This window comes from Halomonas bluephagenesis (assembly GCF_054790765.1).
Map to the genome: position 1 here is coordinate 3,084,243 of NZ_CP133631.1, position 21,958 is coordinate 3,106,200.

Annotated in this window: 26 protein-coding genes; 20 read left to right on the top strand and 6 right to left on the bottom strand. The window is 51.6% G+C overall.

Going from position 1 to position 21,958, the window contains the following annotated elements; translation table 11 throughout:
* Positions 1 to 11 precede the first annotated feature (11 nt).
* From REH51_RS13950 to REH51_RS13995, 10 genes are all read left to right on the top strand, one after another.
* Positions 12 to 860, top strand: coding sequence for a 3-hydroxybutyryl-CoA dehydrogenase (locus REH51_RS13950; RefSeq protein WP_009722449.1), 849 nt, complete (start codon positions 12 to 14; stop codon positions 858 to 860).
* Positions 861 to 991: 131 nt separating this feature from the next.
* On the top strand, positions 992 to 1,765 hold the full coding sequence (locus REH51_RS13955; protein ID WP_498936104.1) for an enoyl-CoA hydratase/isomerase family protein: 774 nt from the start codon (positions 992 to 994) through the stop codon (positions 1,763 to 1,765).
* A gap of 101 nt (positions 1,766 to 1,866) precedes the next feature.
* Positions 1,867 to 2,484, top strand: a complete 618-nt coding sequence (locus REH51_RS13960; protein ID WP_009722451.1) for a LysE family translocator — start codon at positions 1,867 to 1,869, stop codon at positions 2,482 to 2,484.
* A 39-nt stretch (positions 2,485 to 2,523) separates the two neighbouring features.
* Positions 2,524 to 3,219, top strand: a complete 696-nt coding sequence (locus tag REH51_RS13965; RefSeq protein ID WP_498936106.1) for a glutathione S-transferase family protein — start codon at positions 2,524 to 2,526, stop codon at positions 3,217 to 3,219.
* A 65-nt stretch (positions 3,220 to 3,284) separates the two neighbouring features.
* Entirely contained in the window at positions 3,285 to 3,824 is a 540-nt protein-coding gene (locus tag REH51_RS13970) for a YaeQ family protein (protein ID WP_009722453.1), read from the top strand.
* Positions 3,825 to 4,015: 191 nt separating this feature from the next.
* Positions 4,016 to 5,005: a lipid A deacylase LpxR family protein gene (locus REH51_RS13975; RefSeq protein WP_009722454.1), complete on the top strand. Its 990-nt coding sequence runs from the start codon at positions 4,016 to 4,018 to the stop codon at positions 5,003 to 5,005.
* Positions 5,006 to 5,031: 26 nt separating this feature from the next.
* Complete coding sequence (locus tag REH51_RS13980; protein WP_009722455.1) at positions 5,032 to 5,352, top strand: hypothetical protein; 321 nt, start codon at positions 5,032 to 5,034, stop codon at positions 5,350 to 5,352.
* A gap of 73 nt (positions 5,353 to 5,425) precedes the next feature.
* Entirely contained in the window at positions 5,426 to 5,947 is a 522-nt protein-coding gene (locus tag REH51_RS13985; RefSeq protein ID WP_498936107.1) for a DUF421 domain-containing protein, read from the top strand.
* A 108-nt stretch (positions 5,948 to 6,055) separates the two neighbouring features.
* Positions 6,056 to 6,373, top strand: a complete 318-nt coding sequence (locus tag REH51_RS13990; RefSeq protein WP_009722457.1) for a DUF6693 family protein — start codon at positions 6,056 to 6,058, stop codon at positions 6,371 to 6,373.
* Between the two features lie 223 nt (positions 6,374 to 6,596).
* Positions 6,597 to 8,708 carry a TonB-dependent siderophore receptor gene (locus REH51_RS13995; RefSeq protein ID WP_498936108.1) on the top strand — a complete coding sequence of 704 codons (2,112 nt, stop codon included), beginning with the start codon at positions 6,597 to 6,599 and terminating at the stop codon, positions 8,706 to 8,708.
* 109 nt (positions 8,709 to 8,817) lie between these two features.
* Here the strand turns inward: REH51_RS13995 and REH51_RS14000 are convergent, their stop codons facing one another.
* On the bottom strand, positions 8,818 to 9,048 hold the full coding sequence (locus REH51_RS14000) for a DUF2798 domain-containing protein (RefSeq protein ID WP_009722459.1): 231 nt from the start codon (positions 9,046 to 9,048) through the stop codon (positions 8,818 to 8,820).
* 142 nt (positions 9,049 to 9,190) lie between these two features.
* Positions 9,191 to 10,054: a glutathione-dependent disulfide-bond oxidoreductase gene (gene yghU, locus REH51_RS14005; protein WP_009722460.1), complete on the bottom strand. Its 864-nt coding sequence runs from the start codon at positions 10,052 to 10,054 to the stop codon at positions 9,191 to 9,193.
* Between the two features lie 154 nt (positions 10,055 to 10,208).
* On the opposite strand from yghU, the gene REH51_RS14010 reads away from it, so the two are divergent.
* Positions 10,209 to 10,904: an aspartate/glutamate racemase family protein gene (locus tag REH51_RS14010; RefSeq protein ID WP_009722461.1), complete on the top strand. Its 696-nt coding sequence runs from the start codon at positions 10,209 to 10,211 to the stop codon at positions 10,902 to 10,904.
* Here REH51_RS14010 and REH51_RS14015 read toward each other — a convergent pair.
* Positions 10,901 to 11,326 carry an organic hydroperoxide resistance protein gene (locus REH51_RS14015; RefSeq protein WP_009722462.1) on the bottom strand — a complete coding sequence of 142 codons (426 nt, stop codon included), beginning with the start codon at positions 11,324 to 11,326 and terminating at the stop codon, positions 10,901 to 10,903. The genes REH51_RS14010 and REH51_RS14015 overlap by 4 nt on opposite strands.
* Before the next feature lie 127 nt (positions 11,327 to 11,453).
* Positions 11,454 to 11,903, bottom strand: a complete 450-nt coding sequence (locus REH51_RS14020; protein ID WP_009722463.1) for a MarR family winged helix-turn-helix transcriptional regulator — start codon at positions 11,901 to 11,903, stop codon at positions 11,454 to 11,456.
* A gap of 250 nt (positions 11,904 to 12,153) precedes the next feature.
* On the opposite strand from REH51_RS14020, the gene REH51_RS14025 reads away from it, so the two are divergent.
* The 6 genes from REH51_RS14025 to REH51_RS14050 all read left to right on the top strand — a co-directional run bounded on the left by REH51_RS14025 (position 12,154) and on the right by REH51_RS14050 (position 17,775).
* The gene (locus tag REH51_RS14025; protein WP_498936110.1) at positions 12,154 to 13,227 is read left to right on the top strand and encodes a TRAP transporter substrate-binding protein; all 1,074 of its coding nucleotides are present in this window, start codon (positions 12,154 to 12,156) and stop codon (positions 13,225 to 13,227) included.
* 72 nt (positions 13,228 to 13,299) lie between these two features.
* A complete protein-coding gene (locus tag REH51_RS14030) occupies positions 13,300 to 13,926 on the top strand; it encodes a TRAP transporter small permease (RefSeq protein ID WP_498936112.1) in 627 nt (208 codons plus the stop codon).
* Between the two features lie 2 nt (positions 13,927 to 13,928).
* A complete protein-coding gene (locus REH51_RS14035; protein WP_498936114.1) occupies positions 13,929 to 15,209 on the top strand; it encodes a TRAP transporter large permease in 1,281 nt (426 codons plus the stop codon).
* Between the two features lie 12 nt (positions 15,210 to 15,221).
* On the top strand, positions 15,222 to 15,746 hold the full coding sequence (locus REH51_RS14040; protein ID WP_009722467.1) for a gluconokinase: 525 nt from the start codon (positions 15,222 to 15,224) through the stop codon (positions 15,744 to 15,746).
* An 83-nt stretch (positions 15,747 to 15,829) separates the two neighbouring features.
* Positions 15,830 to 16,825 (top strand): gluconate operon transcriptional repressor GntR, encoded by a 996-nt coding sequence (gntR, locus tag REH51_RS14045; RefSeq protein ID WP_009722468.1) that lies wholly within the window; start codon positions 15,830 to 15,832, stop codon positions 16,823 to 16,825.
* A gap of 104 nt (positions 16,826 to 16,929) precedes the next feature.
* Positions 16,930 to 17,775 (top strand): MOSC domain-containing protein, encoded by an 846-nt coding sequence (locus tag REH51_RS14050; RefSeq protein WP_009722469.1) that lies wholly within the window; start codon positions 16,930 to 16,932, stop codon positions 17,773 to 17,775.
* Here REH51_RS14050 and REH51_RS14055 read toward each other — a convergent pair.
* Entirely contained in the window at positions 17,729 to 18,634 is a 906-nt protein-coding gene (locus REH51_RS14055) for a DMT family transporter (RefSeq protein WP_009722470.1), read from the bottom strand. The genes REH51_RS14050 and REH51_RS14055 overlap by 47 nt on opposite strands.
* A gap of 247 nt (positions 18,635 to 18,881) precedes the next feature.
* Here REH51_RS14055 and REH51_RS14060 point away from each other — a divergent pair, with 247 nt between their 5' ends.
* The 3 genes from REH51_RS14060 to REH51_RS14070 all read left to right on the top strand — a co-directional run bounded on the left by REH51_RS14060 (position 18,882) and on the right by REH51_RS14070 (position 21,089).
* Positions 18,882 to 19,670 carry a MotA/TolQ/ExbB proton channel family protein gene (locus REH51_RS14060; RefSeq protein ID WP_009722471.1) on the top strand — a complete coding sequence of 263 codons (789 nt, stop codon included), beginning with the start codon at positions 18,882 to 18,884 and terminating at the stop codon, positions 19,668 to 19,670.
* Positions 19,671 to 19,673: 3 nt separating this feature from the next.
* On the top strand, positions 19,674 to 20,561 hold the full coding sequence (locus REH51_RS14065) for a flagellar motor protein MotB (RefSeq protein WP_009722472.1): 888 nt from the start codon (positions 19,674 to 19,676) through the stop codon (positions 20,559 to 20,561).
* 105 nt (positions 20,562 to 20,666) lie between these two features.
* Complete coding sequence (locus REH51_RS14070) at positions 20,667 to 21,089, top strand: OsmC family protein (protein WP_009722473.1); 423 nt, start codon at positions 20,667 to 20,669, stop codon at positions 21,087 to 21,089.
* Positions 21,090 to 21,276: 187 nt separating this feature from the next.
* Here REH51_RS14070 and REH51_RS14075 read toward each other — a convergent pair whose 3' ends face one another.
* Entirely contained in the window at positions 21,277 to 21,750 is a 474-nt protein-coding gene (locus REH51_RS14075) for a PRC-barrel domain-containing protein (protein ID WP_009722474.1), read from the bottom strand.
* Positions 21,751 to 21,958 lie beyond the last annotated feature (208 nt).

The following is a 21,958-nucleotide window of genomic DNA, read 5'->3' on the forward strand; positions in this document are numbered from 1 at the left end:
GAAAAATAACGATGAGTGAACAACCAATCGGGGTAGTGGGAGCTGGCACCATGGGGCAGGGGATCGCCCAGGTGGTCGCTGCCAGTGGTTTTACGGTTCGTCTCTTTGATGTCGCCGATGAGCAGCTTACTCGTGCCCAAGCCAATATTGATAAAGGTCTTGGCAAGCTGGTCGCGAAAGAAAAAATGAGCGAGTCAGCTAAGCAGGAGGCACTGTCGCGGCTTTCCACTACTACTGATCTAGAAGCGCTAAGTGACTGTGGCATTATTATTGAAGCCGCCCCAGAGCAGCCCGCGCTGAAAGAGAAGCTGTTTCGTGACCTTAGTCATTTAAGCAGCGACGCGATTCTTGCCTCTAACACCTCGTCACTCTCGCTAACGCGGCTAGCCGCTGTGTGCGAGCGACCCGAGCGGGTAGTGGGCATGCACTTTTTCAACCCAGTGCCGGTGCTCAAGTTAGTGGAAGTGATTCGTGCTGAACAAACCTCTGATACCACCGTTGAGCGCATAGAAGCGCTGGCGAAAGCGCTTGGTAAAACGGCGGTGCCCATTGGTGATGCACCGGGCTTTGCGGTTAATCGCTTGTTGGTGCCGATGATCAACGAAGCTGCCTTTATCGTTCAAGAAGGAACCGCAACGCCGGAGGCCATTGATGAAGCAATGAAGTTGGGCGCTGCCCACCCAATGGGGCCGTTGGCGCTTGCAGACTTGATTGGTCTCGATGTTTGTTTGGCGATCATGAATGTGTTGCAGGAAGGGTTTGGTGACCCTAAATATCGCCCCTGCCCGTTGCTAAAACGCATGGTGGATGCGGGGTACCTGGGACGTAAGAGCGGTCGCGGCTTCCATATCTACGAGTGAGCATGCGTAAGTAAGGATAAGCGGATCAGGTCAGTCAAGCGCGACAAAAGAAGTGATTGCCTACCAACCAAGCGTTCGCTAGGGTTGGCGGGTATTCATTTTTAATGCGCAATAACAATTAAGGAGCCTGTATGAGCGATGCAGTGATTGAAAAAGTTGATAACGACGGCATGGTGCGATTGACGATAAATCGCCCTAAAGCATTGAATGCATTGAATAGCGATGTGCTAAGTGCCTTAGAAGAACACCTTGTGGAACTTGAGGCGCACCCACGTTTACGCGCTGTCATCATCACTGGCGCCGGTGAAAAGTCGTTTGTTGCCGGTGCTGATATCACCGAAATGCGTGATAAACCCCCAGAAGAAGCGCGTGCTTTTGCTACCCAGGCACTGCGGACTATCAAGCGCTTAGAAACATTGCCCGTGCCGGTGGTCGCGCTAGTGAACGGGTTTTGCCTTGGCGGCGGCTGCGAATTGGCACTGGCCTGCGACTGGGCGTTAGCCAGTGAAAACGCTGTCTTCGGCCAGCCTGAAGTGTTGTTAGGCGTCATTCCTGGCTTTGGCGGCACCCAGCGTTTGCCGCGTCGTGTTGGTCCCGCCATGGCGATTGACCTAGTAACCACTGGCCGCAAAATTGATGCCCAGGAAGCGCTGCGCATTGGGCTAGTTAACCGTGTGATGCCCCAGGCTGAGCTTGAAAACTATGTGGAAGAGCTCACCAAGCAGCTTAAAGGTAACGGCCCACTGTCTGTGCGCGGTGCTAAGCAAGCCGTTCACGACGGGCTAGATCAAGACCTTGGTAGCGCTCTGGCGCTGGAAACCAGCCTGTTTGCGTTCTGCTTTGCTGGCGAAGAGCAGAAAGAGGGCATGAGTGCTTTCGTTGAGAAGCGCAAACCTAACTTCTAAGCTTTCGCTCATTCAAATTTTACTTATTTAGGGGGTAGCGCTTGCGCTCCCCCCGTTTTATTCTCAGGCTTACTACCTCTGATTTCTTTGGAACTGTCACGATGCAATGGGCCGCGTTTTTAATTGCCGCGCTTGGTTTTGCTTATCTACCCGGACCAGCGATGTTGTACACCGCAGCGCAAACCCTGGGGCGAGGCCGACGCGCAGGATGGTTAGCGGTTATCGGTGTACATATCGGTTGCTACGTCCACGTTATTGCTGCCGCGCTAGGCTTGGCGCTGCTGTTTGCGGCCATTCCGCCAGCTTACATTGCCATGAAGATCATCGGAGGGCTTTACCTGCTCTGGATGGGGCTGCGTTTATGGAAGCAAGGCATTCGCTCCCATGGCGACGAAGTTCCACTGGCTACTACTAAGCGCGTACTGCGTGACAGCTTTCTGGTAGAAGTGCTCAATCCTAAGACGGCGCTCTTCTTCGTAGCGTTTCTACCTCAATTTGTTCAGCCCGACAGCGTTATACCGGTGGCATGGCAACTGCTTTGGCTAGGTGTCGCCACCAATATGTTGTTCTCTTCTGCAGATGTCATGGTGGTGCTGCTGGCCAGCCCGCTGCGGGAGTGGCTACAAAAGTCCCATGGCCCCTCCAGGTTGATTCAACGCATCGGCGGCGGCGTATTAATGGGATTAGGAGGCAATACCTTAGCCCAGGCGGCGCGTTAAGAATGGCTGCTTATTAACTTCCTATACAAGGAATGTTGCATGTTTGATCTGTATATCGCCAACAAGAATTACTCGTCTTGGTCGCTGCGCCCTTGGGTGCTAATGAAGGCGCTGAATATCCCCTTCAATGAACATGTTATGCCATTTGAAGGTGGGGTGGGGGACAGTCATGCCACCTTTACGCGTTTCTCACCTTCTGGCTTGGTGCCATGTTTGGTGGATTCGGATGATGAGGTGGCGGTATGGGACTCGTTGGCTATTGTTGAGTATCTTGCTGAAACGTACCCAAGTGTGTGGCCGGAAGACAAAGCAGCACGCGCCTGGGCACGTTGTGCCAGCGCTGAAATGCACAGCGGGTTTGGTGCACTGCGCGCTGAGTGTCCAATGAACTGCGGCGTGCGTGTTGGGCTTAAAGAGCTTTCAGCAGGTCTAAACAACAATTTGGCACGGCTGGATACGCTATGGCAGGAAGGGCTTGAACGCTTTGGGGGGCCCTTTTTGGCAGGGGAAAAGCTGTCTGCTGTTGATGCGTTTTACGCGCCTGTTGCGTTTCGGGTACAGACCTTTACCCTGCCGCTGAGCGAAGCATCACAGGCTTATGTTCAGCGTCTACTGGCCCATCCGGCCATGGAAGAGTGGTACCAGGCAGCGTTGGCAGAAACCTGGCGTGAGCCAATGCATGAGCAGGACACGATTAAAAACGCCACTTTATTAAACGATTACCGCGCGGTATAGCGCACTGCCGCCCTGTGTTTCGATAAATCCGCTACACTGGCGCAAATTTTAGATGGATATCTCCAATGGCGTTGAGTGCTACCCCCTACAAAGTTGATGTCAACCTGACGGACCTTGATCGCAATGTCTTTGAGACGCTGCGTTTTACGGTGGCCCGCCACCCTTCTGAAACCGAAGACCGAATGTGCGCACGCTTGATCGCCTACCTACTGTGGTACAGCGAATCGCTCGCTTTTGGTCGCGGCCTTTCCGATGTCGACGAGCCTGCCTTGTGGGAAAAAAGCTTGGATGGCCGCGTGCTTCATTGGATAGAAGTGGGCCTGCCTGATGCCGAACGTCTTACTTGGTGTTCACGCCGTGCGGAGCGTGTTTCGCTGTTGGCTTATGGGCGAGTGGATCTGTGGGAAAATAAAGTGTTACCGGCAGTGGCAGCACTCAAAAATGTTCATGTGGCAGGGCTACCCCAAGAGGCACTTACGACCATCGCGGCGGATTTGCCGCGGTCTATTAATTGGGCAGTAATGATCAGCGACGGTTCGCTGTTTATTACCGATGAAAATGGCCAGCATGAAATCACGCCGCAATGGCTACTGCGAGACCGCTAACGGATTCAGCACTAGGTTTTGGCCATGGTGTGGTGACGTTTTTTCACGACAGGATGTCGTGATAGGCACTGAGTTAGCGAATAGATAGCAAGAAAGTACGCTTGCTATCTATTCGTGCTATTACATGCAATCATTCATGTTTGTTAATGATTGAACACTCTTGCCTCCCCCCGATACTCAAGGATTGAGCTATGAACAATACCTCCGCACTATGCTGGAAGGTACTGCCCATTATTTTGCCGTTAAGCTTACTGCCCTCATTGGCTATAGCTAGCGACAGTTCCCTGTCGGTTAAGCTTGAAAATGATGGCCTTGCTAGCAGCGATGACGGCCACTTCACCAGTGGTTTTGAGCTTAACTGGACCTTTACGCCGCAAGCACAAAGTTGGCTGCAACGCCTTGCGACGGCGCTGCCCGATAGCTTTATCGGCCAAGCGGATAGAGCGTCTTATCGCTTAATTCACCAGATTTATACGCCGAACAATATCGAACGCCACTCTCTGATAGAAGATGACCGCCCCTATGCAGGTCTTGTCTACGGCGGCCTGTCGCTTTATGAAGATGTACCGATGGGGCCGTGGACGCAAGCCACCGATTTACATCTTGATATTGGTGTCGTGGGGCCCTCCTCGCTCGCCGACAGTATTCAGCGTGAAGTACACCGTGTCACCGATAGCGACCGCCCCCGTGGTTGGAAAAACCAGCTGGGCGATGAGGCGCTGGTGAATGTAACCGTTCGTCGCCACTGGTGGAATGACATACCGCTAGCAGGTAAACAGTTCTCCCACGGCCCCAGTGTGGGCGCAGCGTTAGGCAACTTGTATACCTATGCAAGTGCTGGCTATAGCGCACGCTGGGGGGACGATGCCGAAGGCATTCCTACGCTGACACCTAACCCGGGCAGCCGCCATTTAATGAGTGGCCATCGTGGGTGGCAGTGGTATCTGTTTGCGAATGTAGAAGGCTACTACATGGCGCAGAACTTAACACTTGATGGTAATACGTTTAGAGATAGCCATTCTGTTGACCGTGAAGAATGGGTAGCAGAAGCCTCCGCCGGGCTTGCCATGGCCTGGGAAGATTGGCAGGTGACGTACGCCGCTGTTCAGCGTACGCGTGAGTTTGACGGACAAGATGAGCAAGACAAATTCGGTTCAATTACGCTAACGAAACGCTTTTAGTAAAACAATAAGCGGAAGGGGGCGGTATGGCCAACAAGTACTCACATACGCCGGATGGCCGCTATTTTGTGGCTAAAAACCGGCTATGGCGCTGTACCGACCCACGCTTGAGCGATGATGAAAAACGTACCCACATAAAGGCGCTGATGAAAGCCCGCCGAGCGGTGCGCACTGCTCAGCAACAAAACGATGAAATAGCGCTACGCCAAGCACGCGAGGCGGTGCAGTCTGCCAAGGAACTGCTGGGGGAGCGCGGCCCGGTATGGTGGCAGGACGGCGCCCCCGATGAAGGTGGTCTTGCCCCTCACAATAGCTCGTATGCGGAGTGGTGGGCATCGCACTCCTAGGTGGTGGTTGCTACCCTGAATATAGGAAGGCTCCAGATGTTCCTCATTAATAACCATTTAGGAGTTGATTCATATGGATATGGTCTTTTATAGCGGCTGGGGAAGTTTGCTGCGTACGTTGATCGTTGGGGTACTTGCTTATGGCGTGCTGGTCGCGTTTTTGCGTATTTCGGGAAATCGCACGCTGTCTAAAATGAATGCCTTTGACTTGATTGTGACTGTTGCACTGGGGTCTACGTTGGCCACCGTGCTGCTTTCAAAAGACGTAGCTTTAGCAGAGGGAGCGCTGGCATTAGCCTTGCTGATTTCACTTCAGTTTGTGATTACATGGCTTAGCGTACGCGTTAGTTGGGTAAAGCGGTTGGTGACGGGCGAACCATTGATGCTGCTGTACCGTGGCAAATTTTTAACGGCCTCCCTGCGCCGAGCACGGGTCACCAAAGACGAAGTGCGCTCTGCCGTCCGCAGCAGCGGCCTCGCAAGCCTAGAAGCAGCGCAAGCAGTTGTACTTGAAACAGATGGATCGCTTAGTGTTGTTAAGCGGGAAGATGAAGGTACAGGTTCAAGCCTGAACGGCGTTCGTGGACTTCACTAAACGATTAAAAATCATAAATTTATAGCCATGACGGCAATTTTTCATTCACGCTTACACACGTGGGTGGTAATCTGCGCCACTTTGTTTCTTAACGTTTAAGGGCGCACCGTGAATATTAAAGCGAATCTCTCTATTCTAGATATTATTGGCCACTTGTTGATTTGGGTGGTGCTAACGATTATTACCTTCGGGATTGCACTGTTTTTCTTCCCCTATTCGTTTTCACGCTTTGTGATTAATCGCACTTCAGTCGTGGATATTGCAACTGGTGCAGAGCGTAAGATGGTGTGTGATATCAATATTTTTAGCAATATTGGTCATATCATTTTGTGGATGATTATCTCAATTTTAACGTTTGGTCTTGGGTATATTTTTTACTTCTATCGTGTTTGGAATTACGCGCTGAATAACTCTCGTATTCAGTAAGTAGCAGGTGTTTTGACTTCTTGTTGATAGCTTTTGTTTTATTTCCCTCTCCTGCAGGGCTGCCAGCAGGAGAGGTTCCCTTCCAAGTCCATTTCTAGCGCCGCTATTGTCTTCTGCCACGTCGCCTTATGGGCGCATTGACATCGTTTGGTTAGGTCTCTATATTTTTGCGAATAAAAATTACTATCATTAACTTTAACATTCGCTCTGGAATCCTATTCAAATGACCTTTACACCTACTTTTCGATTGCGTCGGCTAAGCGTTGCTGTAGCGCTGACGTCGACTGCGGCTATGTCAGCCGTTCATGCGCAAGACAGCGCAACTAATGACAGCGTCGACCTTGGCACAGTCGAAGTGACTGCCGACGCAGCAGGGCGCTTCGGCTACATTGATGCTGAGCGAGATCCCAGTGTTGGTAAGCTTGATGTGCCGCTGGCAGACCAGCCATTCTCTATGTCGGTTATCGATCGAGAGTTTATACAAGACAGCGGTGCTAAAAATATTCAGGATGCGTTGCTCTACACCCCCGGTGTTTACGCCGGTAACTTTGGGTTTGATACCCGTGGCGATAGTGCCAAAGTACGTGGGCTAGATGCTGGGCGCTATTTGGATGGTTTGCGCCAATTGTATGGCTCTTATAATACGGTGCGAACAAATGTTTATGCGCTGGAAAGTGTCGAAGTGCTGCGTGGACCGTCTTCCATGCTTTACGGCCAAGCAGATCTTGGTGGCATTATTAATGGTGTTTCTAAGCTTCCCCAAGAAGAGCGTAGTGGAGAGGTTTGGGCACAGTACGGCTCTTTTGATCGCAAACAGCTAGCATTTGATTTCACTGGCGCTGCGGATGAAGAGGGCACATTTTTGTATCGGGTCGTTGGTTTGGCGCGCGATAGCGACACTCAGGTGGACCACGTTGCCGATGACGGTTACTTAATCGCACCTTCGTTTACCTGGCGTCCCAGTGACGATACCAGTATCACGCTGCTACTTAATCGCCAGGAAGATAAAAGTCAGGTGTCTGCCCAGTTCTTGCCTCAGGTCGGCACGTTAGAGCCGGGTTCAAAAGGCTTTATTGGTTCTGAACGCTTTGTCGGTGAACCTGGCTGGGATCGTTATGACAGCGAAAAAACTGAAGCAACGCTGTTTGTTGATCACCAGTTGAACGATAACTGGGGTTTTTCAGCCACCGCGCGCTACACCAATTCTCGCACCGAAACTCGCGAACATTGGGTAGATATCCCCAGTATTCCTGATGCCAGCGGTGATGTGAATCGTACGATCTTCATGGCAGATGCGGATACGCGTATTTTGAATATAGATGCGCGTATGGAAGGAACGTTTGAAGTGGGTGGCACCCAGCATACGCTGATTACCGGTATTGATCGTCAGGATGCCCGTTGGTCTCAGGATAACTACTATTACGGGTATGGCGAGGGCGGCCGCTTTAATGTGTATAACCCCCAATACGGCAACCTGAAGCTAGACGCGCTCAGCCCAACCGATCGCCCCGACAATGAAATCGAGCAGGTCGGGGTGTATCTTGCCGACCATATTGAAATCGGGCCGGTCGTTGTATCCGCAGGCTTGCGACGAGACTGGGCAGAAAATCGTACGCTAGCGTTGTCAGGGCCCGACACGGTTAGCGATGAAGGTGAAACAACTGGGCGGCTGGGGCTGATGTACCGCTTTGATAACGGCTTCTCGCCTTATGTGAGCTACGCGGAAGCCTTTTCGATGAATCTGGGCAGCGATGGCACGGCGAACCCCAGCCCGTTGAAACCTACCACCGGTGACCAAGAAGAGATTGGCTTTAAGTACATCTCGCCAGATCAGTCGTTGGCAATTAGCGCGGCTTACTTTGATATTACCCAGCATAACCGAGTCAGCGATGGCGCAACACCGGGCGGTGTAGAGCAAGTGGGTGCTGTGGTAGATGGCTGGGAGCTGCAGGTCAATAAACGCTGGCAGCAATTCGAGACGCAGCTAGCGTATACCAATATAAACGCGACCAACGATAGCACGGGTGCTCGGCTACCGTTCGTTGCCGAAGAGCAGGCCTCCTGGTGGAACCGTCTTTATGTCGGTAGCAACTGGCGTATTGGCGCAGGAGTGCGCTACGTAGGGGATAATGTTGGTTCTGGCAATGCCCCCGTTGTGCCTTCTAACACGCTTTATGACGCCATGGTGGGCTATACGGTGGGCGAGTGGGACTTCTCGGTTGATGTGAAAAATGCCACGGATGAAGAAACCATTTCCTGGTGCCGCTACGAAGGTGGCGATTGTGGATATGGCGCCCGCCGTAGCATTACAGGTAATGTTCGGTACCAGTTCTAAGTAGCGATATTACAACGGCGGCTACGCTAGAGCCGGGCTTGTGACACAGGCTCGGCTCTATCAACGGAGCTAAGTTTGGATGTTGGGCCTGGGTGTTTAGTATGAATATTTAGTGTGAATGTTTAATAAGCACCTTTACCAAGCGTCGTACGATAGGTGCTACTAAATTAATTACCGGTAGAGCAACCGCGAAAGCAAATAGCCACGCTTTCAACCAAACAAAGATGATGCCATCAATAAAGCCGACATTGTAGAGCGTAATCACCAGCGACATAATGCACGACATAAACAGTGCCATTAAGAAGGAAAATATCAGCTGGGCGTACTTTGGATCAAACATGGACTGCCTCTGGCAAACACGCTATGGACAATAAAATAAAGATCGATAGTGAAAAAGGTTGATTGCGAAGAACGGATAAATCGCCATCCTTGGCGGTAGTTAATCAATGCGACAGCTGCGGCGGTTCGCATTGATTCCGGGTTTAACGTTTATCTTCGGTCTTGTTAATAAAGTCACTGGCATCGTGGCGTTCGTGGAGCTGTTCGTTAGGTTCTCCCCAGGTGCGGTTAACCATTCGCCCACGTTGCACGGCAGGGCGTGCGTCAATCTCTTCGGTCCAGCGTAAAACGTTCTGGTAGGTATGGGCTTCTAGAAACTCAGCTGCTTCATACACGCGGTTTTTCACCAATGCGCCGTACCACGGGTGAATCGCCATATCCGCGATGGTGTACTCATCTCCCGCCATAAAGCGGTTATCCGCTAAGTGGCGATCCAGTACATCAAGCTGGCGTTTCACTTCCATGGTATAGCGATCAATCGGGTACTGATATTTTTCTGGTGCGTAAGCATAAAAGTGACCAAAGCCACCGCCAAGCATGGGCGCACTGCCCATTTGCCAAAATAACCAGGAGAGGCACTCGGTTCGCTTCGCCGGGTCATTGGGTAAGAACGCACCAAATTTCTCAGCCAAATAAAGCAGAATCGCTCCTGACTCAAAGACCCGCTGGGGCGGGGTGGTGCTGTGATCCATTAGCGCTGGAATTTTAGAGTTGGGGTTTACCTCAACAAAGCCGCTACCAAACTGATCACCTTCGCCAATTTGTATCAGGTGAGCATCGTATTCCGCTTGTTTAATACCCTGTTCTAGCAGCTCTTCAAGCATTACCGTGACTTTTACGCCGTTTGGGGTTGCAAGAGAGTAGAGCTGCAGCGGATGCTTACCCACGGGTAATGCTTTCTCGTGGGTCGCACCAGCAATGGGGCGATTGATGTTAGCGAATTTTCCACCGTTACCAGGTTCCCATTTCCAAACCCGCGGTGGCGTATAAGTCGTGTTGTCGCTCATGTTGTCCTCGCTATTCCTACAATTAAAAAGGGCGGTGCAGCGACTCACCCGAAATGTTGCGAATACTAAGGCGTTATGGGGCCATAAAACGTGGGTACAAGGATAGTGTGTTGTTAGCCTGATAATAAATAGTTATTTACCATGGAGAAATGTTATGCGGACTATTGGCGTATTAGGCGGCATGAGCTGGGAGTCGACACAAAGCTATTATCAGGCGCTGAACCAAGGCGTTAATCAGGCACTCGGCGGTTTCCACTCGGCGCAGATTGTGATGGTAAGTGTCGATTTTGCTGAGATAGAAACGCTGCAAAAACAGGGCGATTGGCAGACTGCTGGCCAGTTACTCGCAAGCGCCTCCAAACGCATTGAACAGGCTGGAGCAGAGTGTTTACTGTTGGCCACGAACACCATGCACAACGTCGCACCTGCGATAGAAGCCGCTATTCAGATTCCTTTTTTACATATTGCCGATGCTACCGGGGAAAAATGTCAGCGTGATGGCGTGACGCGGGTCGGATTAATAGGTACCCGTTTCACGATGGAGCAGGATTTTTACAAGGCACGCTTAAAAGAGCGCTTTGGGATCGATGTGGTGATTCCCAATGAAGAGGAGCGTGGCGTGGTGCATCAGGTCATTTTCGATGAACTGTGCCATGGCCATATCAACGACTCATCGCGCCAGCGGTATCTGGATATTATTGCGTCGCTTCATCAGCAGGGCGCACAGGCCGTGATTCTTGGCTGTACAGAGATAGCGCTGTTGGTTGAACAGCATCACACCCAAGTACCCCTATATGACACCACCGCCCTGCACGCAAGCAAAGCGGTGGCCTGGGCGCTAGGTAATTAAACCAGCGTCAGCGTGACATCAATATTACCGCGGGTAGCGTTGGAGTAGGGGCAAACAATATGGGCTTTGTCGACCAGAGTTTGGGCAACGTCTTTTTCAAGACCAGGCAAGCTGATTTTTAGCTCAACTTCAATACCGAAGCCAGTGGGAATGGCGCCAATACCCACACTGCCATCGATCTGGGTATCCTCGGGCAGGGTAACTTTTTCCTGGCTCGCTACGTGCTTAAGAGCACCTAAAAAGCAAGCAGAATAGCCCGCAGCAAACAGCTGTTCGGGGTTGGTGCCGTCGCCGCCAGAGCCACCTAATTCTTTCGGTGTGCTGAGTTTTACGTCCAGCGCGCCGTCAGAGGACTTAGCATGGCCCTCGCGGCCGCCAGTGGCGTGAGCGTGTGCGCGGTAAGCAACGGTTTCAATAGACATAGATCATTTCCTATACATGGTTGTTATGGGCCAAACTGGTGCTTGGGGTTTTAATTTAGTGCAGCTTTATTTTGTGCGCAAGTAAATAGGCAAAGAAAATGAGTATCTGACCACAGCGTTCATCAGGCTATTTGACCTTTTGTAAGCTTTTGCGCAGTTGGACTAAATCCTCTTTCAACTGGTTGAGTGTTTCTACCGACGTTTCGCTGGCGTTAACGACGCAGCTGGGAATATGGCGAGCCTGTTCACGTAGCGAACGGCCTTTCTTTGTCAGGAATAATTCAACGACACGCTCATCTTGAAGACTACGCTTTCGGATAAGTAGCTGGTCACTTTCAAGCCGCTTTAGCAGCGGCGTTAACGAGCCTGGGTCTGTAAGTAAACGTTTGCTTAGGGCACCTACTGTCAGGCCATCTTCTTGCCACAGTACCAGCATGGCGAGGTATTGCGGGTAAGTGAGCCCTAGCTCTTTGAGCAAAGGTTTATAAACTTTGGTCATCATCAGCGATGTTGAATACAGCGCGAAGCAGAGCTGGTGATCTAGCTCTAGTTCGCTACAAGGGTCTAGCGCTGGCATGTCGACTCCGGGACAGGGTGCATAACGCGTAATGTAGCGCGCGGGGCAGTGAGTAGCTATCCCTAGACGTTGGTCGTAAGTTGGACGTTTTGTTTTGACACCACGAGCCGGGGTAGCTAGCCTTCATCTATCGAATGTTACCGGTAACAAATTTGTTGAAACACAAACCGCAAACCTGATGGCCGATACAATTCGATAGTCTTTCGGTAAATAGCAAACTAACAACAACGAATACTCTGGAGATAACGTCATGACAACGATTTGGCGCAGCACGCTTACTCTGGTCGGTGCGACCACTCTGACTTTCGGCATGGCACATGCTCAAAGCCCTGAACTTTCTGATCCACCTGCGATTGAAGGCGAGGTAGTGGCTGACCACGGAAGTCACACTCTGCGTATGGGCATTGGGCTGTCCGAAACATCGCCGCAGTTTCTGTCTAGCCAGTACTTCGGTGAAATTCTTGAACAGCGCACAGATGGCCGTATCACGGTCAATGTTTTCCCTAACAGTCAGTTGGGCGATGACGTCCAGATGATGGAAATGCTGCAAACCGGCACGCTGGATATGACCTATCCTTCAAGTTCGGCTACCACCGGTTATGTGCAAGCGCTCTCTGCGTTCGACCTTCCATCCCTGCTGCCGAGCCGCGAAGCAGCGGTTGCTGTTATGCAGAGTGACGTTGCCCAGGGAATGCTAGATGCGTTTGAGGGCACCGGCCTGAAAGCACTAGCTTTCTCTGAAAATGGCTATCGCCAGTTGTCTAACAGCGCACGCCCAGTGGAATCACCTGAAGATGTTGCTGGCCTGGATGTTCGCGGCCTGAGCGTACGTACCATGCAAAACCCGGTTCATCTGGCAATTTGGGAAGCGCTGGGTGCCAACCCAACGCCAATGGCCTTCGGTGAGCTATTTTCAGCACTTGAGCAAGGCGTTGTGGACGGCCAGGAAAACCCGTGGAGTACTATCCTGACCTCTAACTTCAATGAAGTGCAGGATTACGGCACCGAAACACGCCACGTTTATACGCCATTTATCATGATGCTCTCTGAGCGTACCTGGAACCGCATGGCACCTGAGTATCAAGAGCTGGTGCAGGAAGCTGCCCGTCAGTCGGCTGAGTACGAAATCCAACTTTCTGCCGAGTATGACGACTGGTCGCGTGAACAGTTAGAAGCACGTGGTATGCAAATCACCCGTTTAGACGATGAGCAGTTAGCCGCTTTCCAAGACGCAGTACAGCCTGTTTATGAAGAGTGGGCGCCGCGTATCGGTGAAGATCTGATCGCTGAAATTCAACAAATCGTGGAAGAAAACAGCCACTAATCTGCTATGTATAGCGCGCCAACGGGCAGGCCCATGTGCCTGCCCGACGTGTTAGTGCCCCTTGGAGTTCTTATGACTACCTCCTCTACTCCCCCAAACGCGGTGACCTCGGAAGCACCGACGTTGGAAGATCCGTCGGTTTATTTGAACGACCCTAATCGCAAGCTACTTGAGCTTGATACCGAGACGCGCCAGGGCCCGGTGCTGTTTCGCTGGTTAACGCTCGCTATGGAGTATTTGATTGGCGCTATTCTGGCGGCGCTGATTGTGGCGGTTTCTAGTAATGTCGTTGGCCGCGCTGTGTTTAATCATTCACTTCCCTGGGTCGATGAGTTGGCGCGCATGCTGTTTATCTGGCTGGTCTTTATTGGCGCAGCGGCGGCGGTTGCACGCTATGAGCATATTGCTGTTGATGCGCTGGTGAGGCGCTTACCGTTGCGTGTTGCGCACATGCTCTATTTCTTACAACACCTGATTATCACCGGGCTGATGCTGGTAATGATCTGGGGTGGTTATCAAGTACTCACGCGTTCAAGCGGACGCTCCGCCATCATGGGCGTACCGCTAAGCTTGGTCAGCCTTTCACTGGTGTTGTGCGTTATTTTTATCGCGGCGGTATCGCTCTGGCGTATGTGGGTCAGCGTGGGTGTTATTCGTCAACCGCATCACCACTCGACTGACTTACCAGGGGAGCGTTAATCATGCTGTGGATTTTTCTAGCCATATTATTGGCGTCTATTGTGATTGGTTTGCCGATTGCGTTTGGCTTAGGGGTCGCTGCCCTGGTGATGGCGGTGCTCTCTGATATACCGCTATCGATTATGATTGAGCAGTCAATCCGAGGTGTGAATAGCTTCCCGCTGCTGGCGATTCCGTTCTTTATTCTCGTCGGTGAAGTGATGAGCAATGGGGGAATTGCCCGACGCTTAATGGAGCTTGCAGGTGCGCTGGTTGGCTTTATGCGCGGCGGGCTTGGCCAGGTAGCCATTACCGGCTCGATGTTTTTTGGCGGGATCAGTGGCTCGGCGTTAGCGGATACTGCCGCGACCGGTGCCATGATGATTCCGTCGATGAAACAACAAGGTTACACCGCTGCAAACGCTACGGCGATTAACACGGTGTCGTCGGTGATCGGCATTATTATTCCACCGTCCATACCGCTTATTTTATATGGCATTGTTACCGAGACGTCGATCAGTCGCCTGTTTATTGCGGGGATTGTTCCTGGCCTGCTAATTGGTGCCGCGCTAATGGTGACCACCTTTATTCTAGCGAGCAAGCAGGGTGGCGGTGTTCGCCAATTCCGCTGGGATCGGTTGTGGAAAGCGTTTAAAGATGCCTGGTTAGCACTGGTGCTCCCTGTGATCGTCATTGGTGGCATTATTGGCGGTGTGTTCACTGCCACCGAAGCAGCCGTTGCTGCATTGCTTTATTCGCTGGCCATTTCTCTGCTGGTATACCGTGAATTTAAGCTCAGCGAGTTGGGCGGTATGTTAATTCGCACGGCAAGGCTCACCGGCATGGTGATGATGCTGCTGGCATTTGCCACCGTTATTGCCTGGTTTTTAACCATTAACATGGTTCCACAAACCTTAGTTCGCCAAGTGCAGGCAATTACTCAAGAACCGTTTTTGCTGCTGCTGATTGTGGCGGGGCTATTGCTGTTGGTGGGCTTCGTAATGGACCTAACGCCAGCCATGGTGATTATGGCGCCAATGCTTGCGCCGATTGTGACATCGGTGGGTGTTGATGCCGCTTACTTTGGCGTTCTAATGGCCTTTATTTTAGGTATTGGGCTGTTAACACCTCCGGTGGGCCCCTGCCTGTACGTAGGGTGTGGCGTTGGCAAGGTGTCTATGGAATCCCTAGTAAAAGCCATGCTGCCTTACTACGCCGCTTTGATCGTTGTTCTGGTGGTGCTGATTGCGTTCCCTGGCATTGTTACTTGGCTGCCTGACCTCACCGCCGTTCGCGGCAATTGATAGGAGCATCGAGTGAATAAGCCATCACATCGTATTCTTGTCATGGGCGTTTCTGGGTCAGGAAAATCTCATGTTGGACAGCAGTTAGCGGCAGAACTGGGGGCAGCGTTTATTGACGGTGACGACCATCATTCACCGGCAAACGTGGCGAAAATGGCCAGCGGTACGCCTCTGAATGACGACGATCGTCGTGACTGGCTGTCAACGCTTGCTGACTTGTTCGCAGCGCATAAAGCGCGCAATGCCTCTGTAGTCATTGCCTGTTCCGGTCTTAAAAAACGCTATCGGGATCGTCTGCGTGAAGGTGACTCCGCACTGCGTGTTTTATATCTGGAGGGAAGTCACGCGCTACTGCGTGAGCGGTTGGAAACCAGGGCAGGGCACTTCTTTAAAGGCGACAGCATGCTGGCAAGCCAACTTGCCGATTTAGAGCCGCCAAGTAGTGATGAGGCAGTGACCGTATCCATTGCACTATCGCCTGACGAGATTGTTGAGCGCTTTACGGCAGCGCTAGCGCCCTCGCTGCGCGTTAATTAGGCTAAAGGATGGTATAGGCGAGGGGCCTTACTATTCGCTATGGTATGGCCCCTGCGTGTTTAACAGAACAATGAGTGACGCCGTTGAAGAAAAAACGCCCGACATTACAAGATATTGCTGATCGCGTTGACGCGACGAAAATGACCGTCAGTCGTTGTTTGCGAGACCCTGATACGGTCTCGGAAGGGCTTCGCGAACGTATTTTTAGCGTTGCCGAACAAATTGGCTATATTCCCAATCGGGCACCAGACCTGCTTTCTCGGGCCACCAGCCACTCTATCGGCGTACTAGTACCATCGCTAACCAACCAGGTATTTGCTGATGTCATTGTGGGTATCGAGGCGTATACCGAGCCTGCCGGATATCACTTGATGCTCTCCCACTACGGTTACAGCCCCGAGCTTGAAGAACGCAGTTTGGCCTCACTGCTGTCTTATAATGTGGACGGCGTCATCTTGTCTGACCGCGATCACACGCCGCGTAGCCTGCGGATGTTGGAGACAGCAGGTATTCCTATTGTGGAAATTATGGATACCCGTCGCCCGCCACTGCAGCAGGCGGTGGGTTACGATAACGTTCAGGCGGCTTACGATATGGTGAGTGAGATGATCCGTCGTGGCAGGCGCCAGATAATTTATCTTGCCGTGCGCCTGGATGAGCGGACACGTCAGCGCGAGCAAGGCTATCGCCAAGCCATGGAAGAGCAGGGCTTAATGCCGATAACGCTGCAGAGCAGTCAGCGCTCTTCCTATAGTGTTGGGGCGGCGCTTATGCAGGAAATTCAGAGAGATCACCCTGGTGCCGATGGCATTTTCTGCACCAATGACGATGTTGCGGTAGGGGCTTACTTTGAGTGTTTGCGCCACGGCGTCGATGTTCCCGCACAGATGGCGATTGCCGGGTTTCATGGCCATGATGTCGGCCAGGCAATGACGCCGCGTCTTGCCAGTGTTATCACCCCCCGGCAAGCCATTGGAGAAGCCGCCGCGAAAACACTGTTGTCGCGCATCCGTGGCGAATCACTTGAACAACAGGTGATGGATTTGGGGTATCGAATTGAGGCAGGTAAAACGCTTTAGCCGCTAAGTAGCTAGCGGCGAGCTGGCAAACTCGATAGGCTATTAATTAAAAGTTGATCATTAAAAAGGTCATTAAAACCTGCCATATTGAGTGCGAGATTGTCATGAAGATTACCCAGCTCACGGTCTATCCGGTTAAATCCCTGAAAGGAATTAGCGTTACTCAAAGTGAACTCCATGGTCATGGGTTGGCCTGGGATCGCCGTTGGATGCTGGTGGATGCACAGCAGCGTTTTGTCACTCAGCGCCAGTTACCAGGGCTTGCCACCATCGCGGTTGAATTAACCGATCAAGCATTAGTGCTATCTCACCCGAAGGTAGACCCGATCGCGATTTCCCTTGAAGACCCCCAGGGCAATTTACGCCTTGTAAAGGTGTGGAGCGATCACTGCAAAGCACTGCCAGAAAGCGACGACGTATCCCGCTGGCTTGTGGCGGCGCTGGGGGAGCAAGCACAAGGCATCAGTTTGGTGCGCTTTGCTACAGAGTTTACGCGTTCTGTTGAAGAGGATTTTCTGGCGGGAGGCGAGGCCCATACCTACTTTTCTGATGGCTACCCTTTTCTGATAACCACCACCGGCTCTCTGGATGCTTTGAATCAAGCACTTGTTGCCAATGGGCAATCCCCTGTACCGATGAACCGTTTTCGGCCGAATATTGTGATCGACTGTGATGATGCCTGGGCGGAAGACCAGTGGGCAACACTCGCGGGTGAAGGCGGCTATGAGCTGACGCTTCGTAAGCCCTGTCAGCGCTGCAAAATCACCACGGTTGATCAGCATACTGGCACCATACCGGCGCAGGCAGAACCCCTCAAAACACTGCTTTCTCTGAACACTCAGCCTCACCTGAAGGGAGCTCACTTTGGCCAAAATGCCACGCTGACCACAGGGCAAGGAGGCACTATTCGTGTGGGGGACGAGGTGGTGTCAACGCACCGCGAGACCTAAACTTTAATAGCCGGGTGGCAATGGCGGTGCCTGACAGGGTAATCACCATCCCAGTCACCACTTGAAGGCTAAGCGTTTCATCAAGCAGTAAATATCCCCACAGCAGCGCGCTGACGGGAATCAAAAAAGTGACGGTTGACGTGGCGGTAGCGCCTGCACTGGCTAATAGACCGAAGTAAAGCAGGAACGCGAGGGTGGTGCTTAGCATCGCCAGCGCCAGGGCGTTACCCCAGGCAAGCACGCTGACTGGCTCGCTTGGCCAGAGCAGCAGACCAGGTACTAGTAACACCAGTGCTGACATCGCGCTGCTACCGGCCGCCAGCACGCGGCTGGGTAGATGACTCAAGCGCGTTTTCGAGTAGTTACCGGCAAGCCCATAACAAAACGTTGCGCCGAGTACGGCAACAATAAACCAGCCGTCGCCGCCTAGGGCGAAGTCTAGCCGATCAGCAGAAAGCACATACACACCAAACAACGCCAACGCTAACCCTAGATATTGTTGGCGCTGAATGGGTGTGGCAAAAAAAGCAGCGCCCAATAACGCGGTAAAAATCGGTGTAGTGGCGTTAATAAGCGACGTAAAACCCGCCTCTAAACGAGTCGTTGCCAACGCCAGTAATGAAAAAGGTAGCACATGGTTAATGATACCCAGTATCAATAGCGAACCTTTATGCTGCCAAATTAGCGTTAAATAGCGCAGGCTCATTAGCAATGGCACTAAAAGCAGTGCGCCTATGCCCATCCTTATTAGCACGAGCGGGACTGGACCAAACTCCGGTGCTGCGACGCGCATAAAAATAAAAGATAGCCCCCATAGCGAAGACAGCAGTAGTAAGCGCAGCGCATCAGTCGATGACATGATGTGTCCTTAGATTAATTGCGGCGACCATCCACGTGGTGAGTGCCATAGAGTTGCTCAGCTTAGCGATAAAGCGTTGGAAAGCGAATACCCAAGACTGCCCGTGCATCAGCGTTTGCTAAAAAAGAGTTAGTGCGTTTGTCAATCTGTGTAACGTTATCGATTTGGCGTTGACGCTGTTGCAAGGAAACTCTACTGTCTCGGCAAATCGCTAGTTAGCATTTTTTTACATTCTTGAGGGAAGGCCGTGGATCTCGCAACGCTAATAGGTTTGGTAGGGGCTGCTGTGTTAGTGGGGGCCTCTGTAATCATGGGCACTTCGCCTGAGGTGTTTATGAACCCGACGGGGTTGCTGCTAGTGGTCGGGGGAAGCCTGTTTGTTGTGTTGGCGAAGTTTAGTATCACCCAATTTAAATTTGCCTTAAAAGCGGCGGCGCGGGCGTTTAAATTCCAGTTGCCTAGCGTTCAAGCAAGTATCGATGAATTAGTCGAGCTGGCGAAAGTTGCCCGCCGTGAGGGGATGATTGCGTTAGAAAGCCGAGAGGTGAATTCTCCGTTTCTTAAGAAAGGCCTACAAATGTTGGCCGACGGCTACAGCGCCGAAATGATTAAAGACATGATGGAAAAAGAGCGCCTGCTGACGCTGGAACGAAACGAAGCTGGCGGCCAAGTATTTTCGGCGTTAGGTGAAGTGTCTCCCGCGATGGGAATGATTGGCACCCTGGTAGGCTTGGTACAAATGCTTTCCAATATGGGCGACCCTTCTTTAATTGGGCCTGCTATGGCGGTTGCTCTGTTAACCACCTTATATGGTGCAATGATTGCAACGATGATCGCCAACCCGATCGCTCAAAAACTATGGGTGCGGATGAACCAGGAAGCCAAAATGCAGGAGCTGTGGATCGACGCGCTGATTGCCATTAAGAGCGATAAAAATCCACGAGTGCTTGAGCAAATGCTGACCATCTATTTGCCCCCTGAGCACCGTGGCTTGCCAGGCTCAGGTGAAACCGGCCCTGCTGGCGAGCGAACGTAATCCATGGCGCAAAAACAGACCAATATTCCTGCTTGGATGGTGACATACGCGGATTTAATGTCGCTATTGTTATGCTTTTTTGTGTTGCTATTGTCGTTTGCAGAAATTGATGCTGAAAAGTTTCGCCGTGTGGCGGAGGAGCTATCAAAAGCCTTCGGCGTGCAGCGCGATGTTGAGGCTACCCAAATCCCTATGGGGACCAGTGCGGTATTCCAGCAGTTTTCTCCAGCAGTACCTGACCGCACCTTGTTAGACGAAGTGCGACAACGAACTACCCAGCAGCAACCACAGTTGGAATCCATGCGTAGCATGCTGGATGTACAACGACAGCAGCGAACCCTTCAAGTGGCCGCTAGTCTCGAAGATTTGCTTAAAGCATCGTCGTTAGAAGGTGTTGCCGACATTGAGGTCGATCAGTTTCGCGTGGTCGTCAGGATTTCTGAGCAGGGCACATTTGGCTCCGGTAACGCCGATGTCATGCCCGCGTTTGCTGATCTGCTGGAAGAGCTGGCAACGGTATTAGCCGCTGTCACCGGAACGGTTTCAATTGAGGGGCATACGGACAACGTGCCTATCCGCACGTCCCGTTTTCGAAGTAACTGGGATTTGTCCGCGTTGCGTGCGTCTTCTGTTGCAAACGTGCTTGTTGCCACTGAAGAGCTAACGCCAGAGCGACTGATGATACAAGGCTTCGCTGATACTAGGCCGTTGGCTTCCAATGACACGCCTGAAGGACGAGCGGACAATCGCCGCGTTGAGTTAAGGATCGATCTTAACGACTCTTTTGAAGAGCGTGGAGAGCGTTCCATTCGATCACTGCAGGGCATTACAGAGCAAAGCAGTACAGAACGTGATGTAGCTGCACAATTAGACAGTCTGTCTGCCGAGTAAATTCGGCAGCGGCGATAGAATCAGCTACGCTGATTGAGTTGGCGGACGTAGTGTTTGCGTCCTTAAAACGAGTTTACGCTAACTATCAAAGGAAAGGAGAACGCAATGGATAGTAAAGCAAGCGCACGCTGGGAAGGTGGACTTAAAGATGGTCAAGGCAAAGTAGCGACGGAAAGTGGAGCATTGGATGCTGGCTATTCGTTCAAGCAGCGCTTTGAAGGTGAGCCTGGCACTAATCCGGAAGAGTTAATTGGCGCCGCCCATGCAAGCTGTTTTTCAATGGCGCTTTCTATGATTCTTGGAGAGAAAGGTTTTACCGCTGAGGCTATTGATACCAATGCTCGTGTAACGCTTTCACAGAGCGCAGAAGGCTTTGATATTTCCAATATTCATTTGGATGTTGTGGCCAGTGTAAGCGGTGCCGATGACGCAGCCTTCCAAGAAGCCGCCGAAACCGCTAAAGCGAACTGCCCTGTTTCCAAAGTATTAAATGCCGACATTACTATGGACGCAAAATTGAAGGGTTGATTCGAACGTCAGATAACGCCAAAAAGCGATGCATAATGCAGCGCTTTTTTATGCTCTTTTTAAGTAACAGCCGCTCAAAGCACTCACGAAAAGGGCCTTGCGGTTAGGCAAGGCCCTGTAACAGTGGGTACGAACTGCTAATTCAGCGAGAAAGTCTCGCTCGCGAGAACCGCGCTAACCGCACGCATTACTCGTTTTTAAGCTTATCGTCACTCTCGCTGTTATTAAGCTCAGTATCACGTTCGGTTTCATTGTCATCGTTACGTTTGTACTCTTCAGCGTTTTTAAGAGCATCTTCGGAGGCATTTACCGATATAACGTAATCTTCGCCATCTTCATCCTTGGTAAGCTCAAGCGAATCCCATTCGATGGCGACATCTTTTTCGCCCATACCCAGGAAACCACCCACGCCTACAACGACGGCATTAATTTGCCCATCTTCATCGATGATTAAGTCGTTAATTGTGCCGATGTCTTCATTGTTTTCAACGCTGCTTCTTACTTGATTGCCCGTTAGAGAATCTGAGTAGAAAGTGCCCTGCGGCGCTTGGGTCAAATAAGAGGCTTCCATACCGGTCTGATTGTCATCACTTGCGTGGGCAACACCAGCGACTGCAATAAATGTAGGAATAACCAGCGTGCTGAGGAAAGTCGTTTTCATCGTTTTGCTCCTTGCATGTCAATAAAGGCGTTAACAGTTGACCTGTTAATCCCTAAGTAACGTCGTAGCGGTAAACTGGTTGGCATCCTTCATGCTCCTTGCTGGCCAACTCTACCCGGTAGGTTCCTTCTATCAGGTGGCGCTACTGTTCCTGTTGGTGATGAGTGAGGCCCCACACGTTGCTGTGCGCAGGCACTTATAAAGGTAG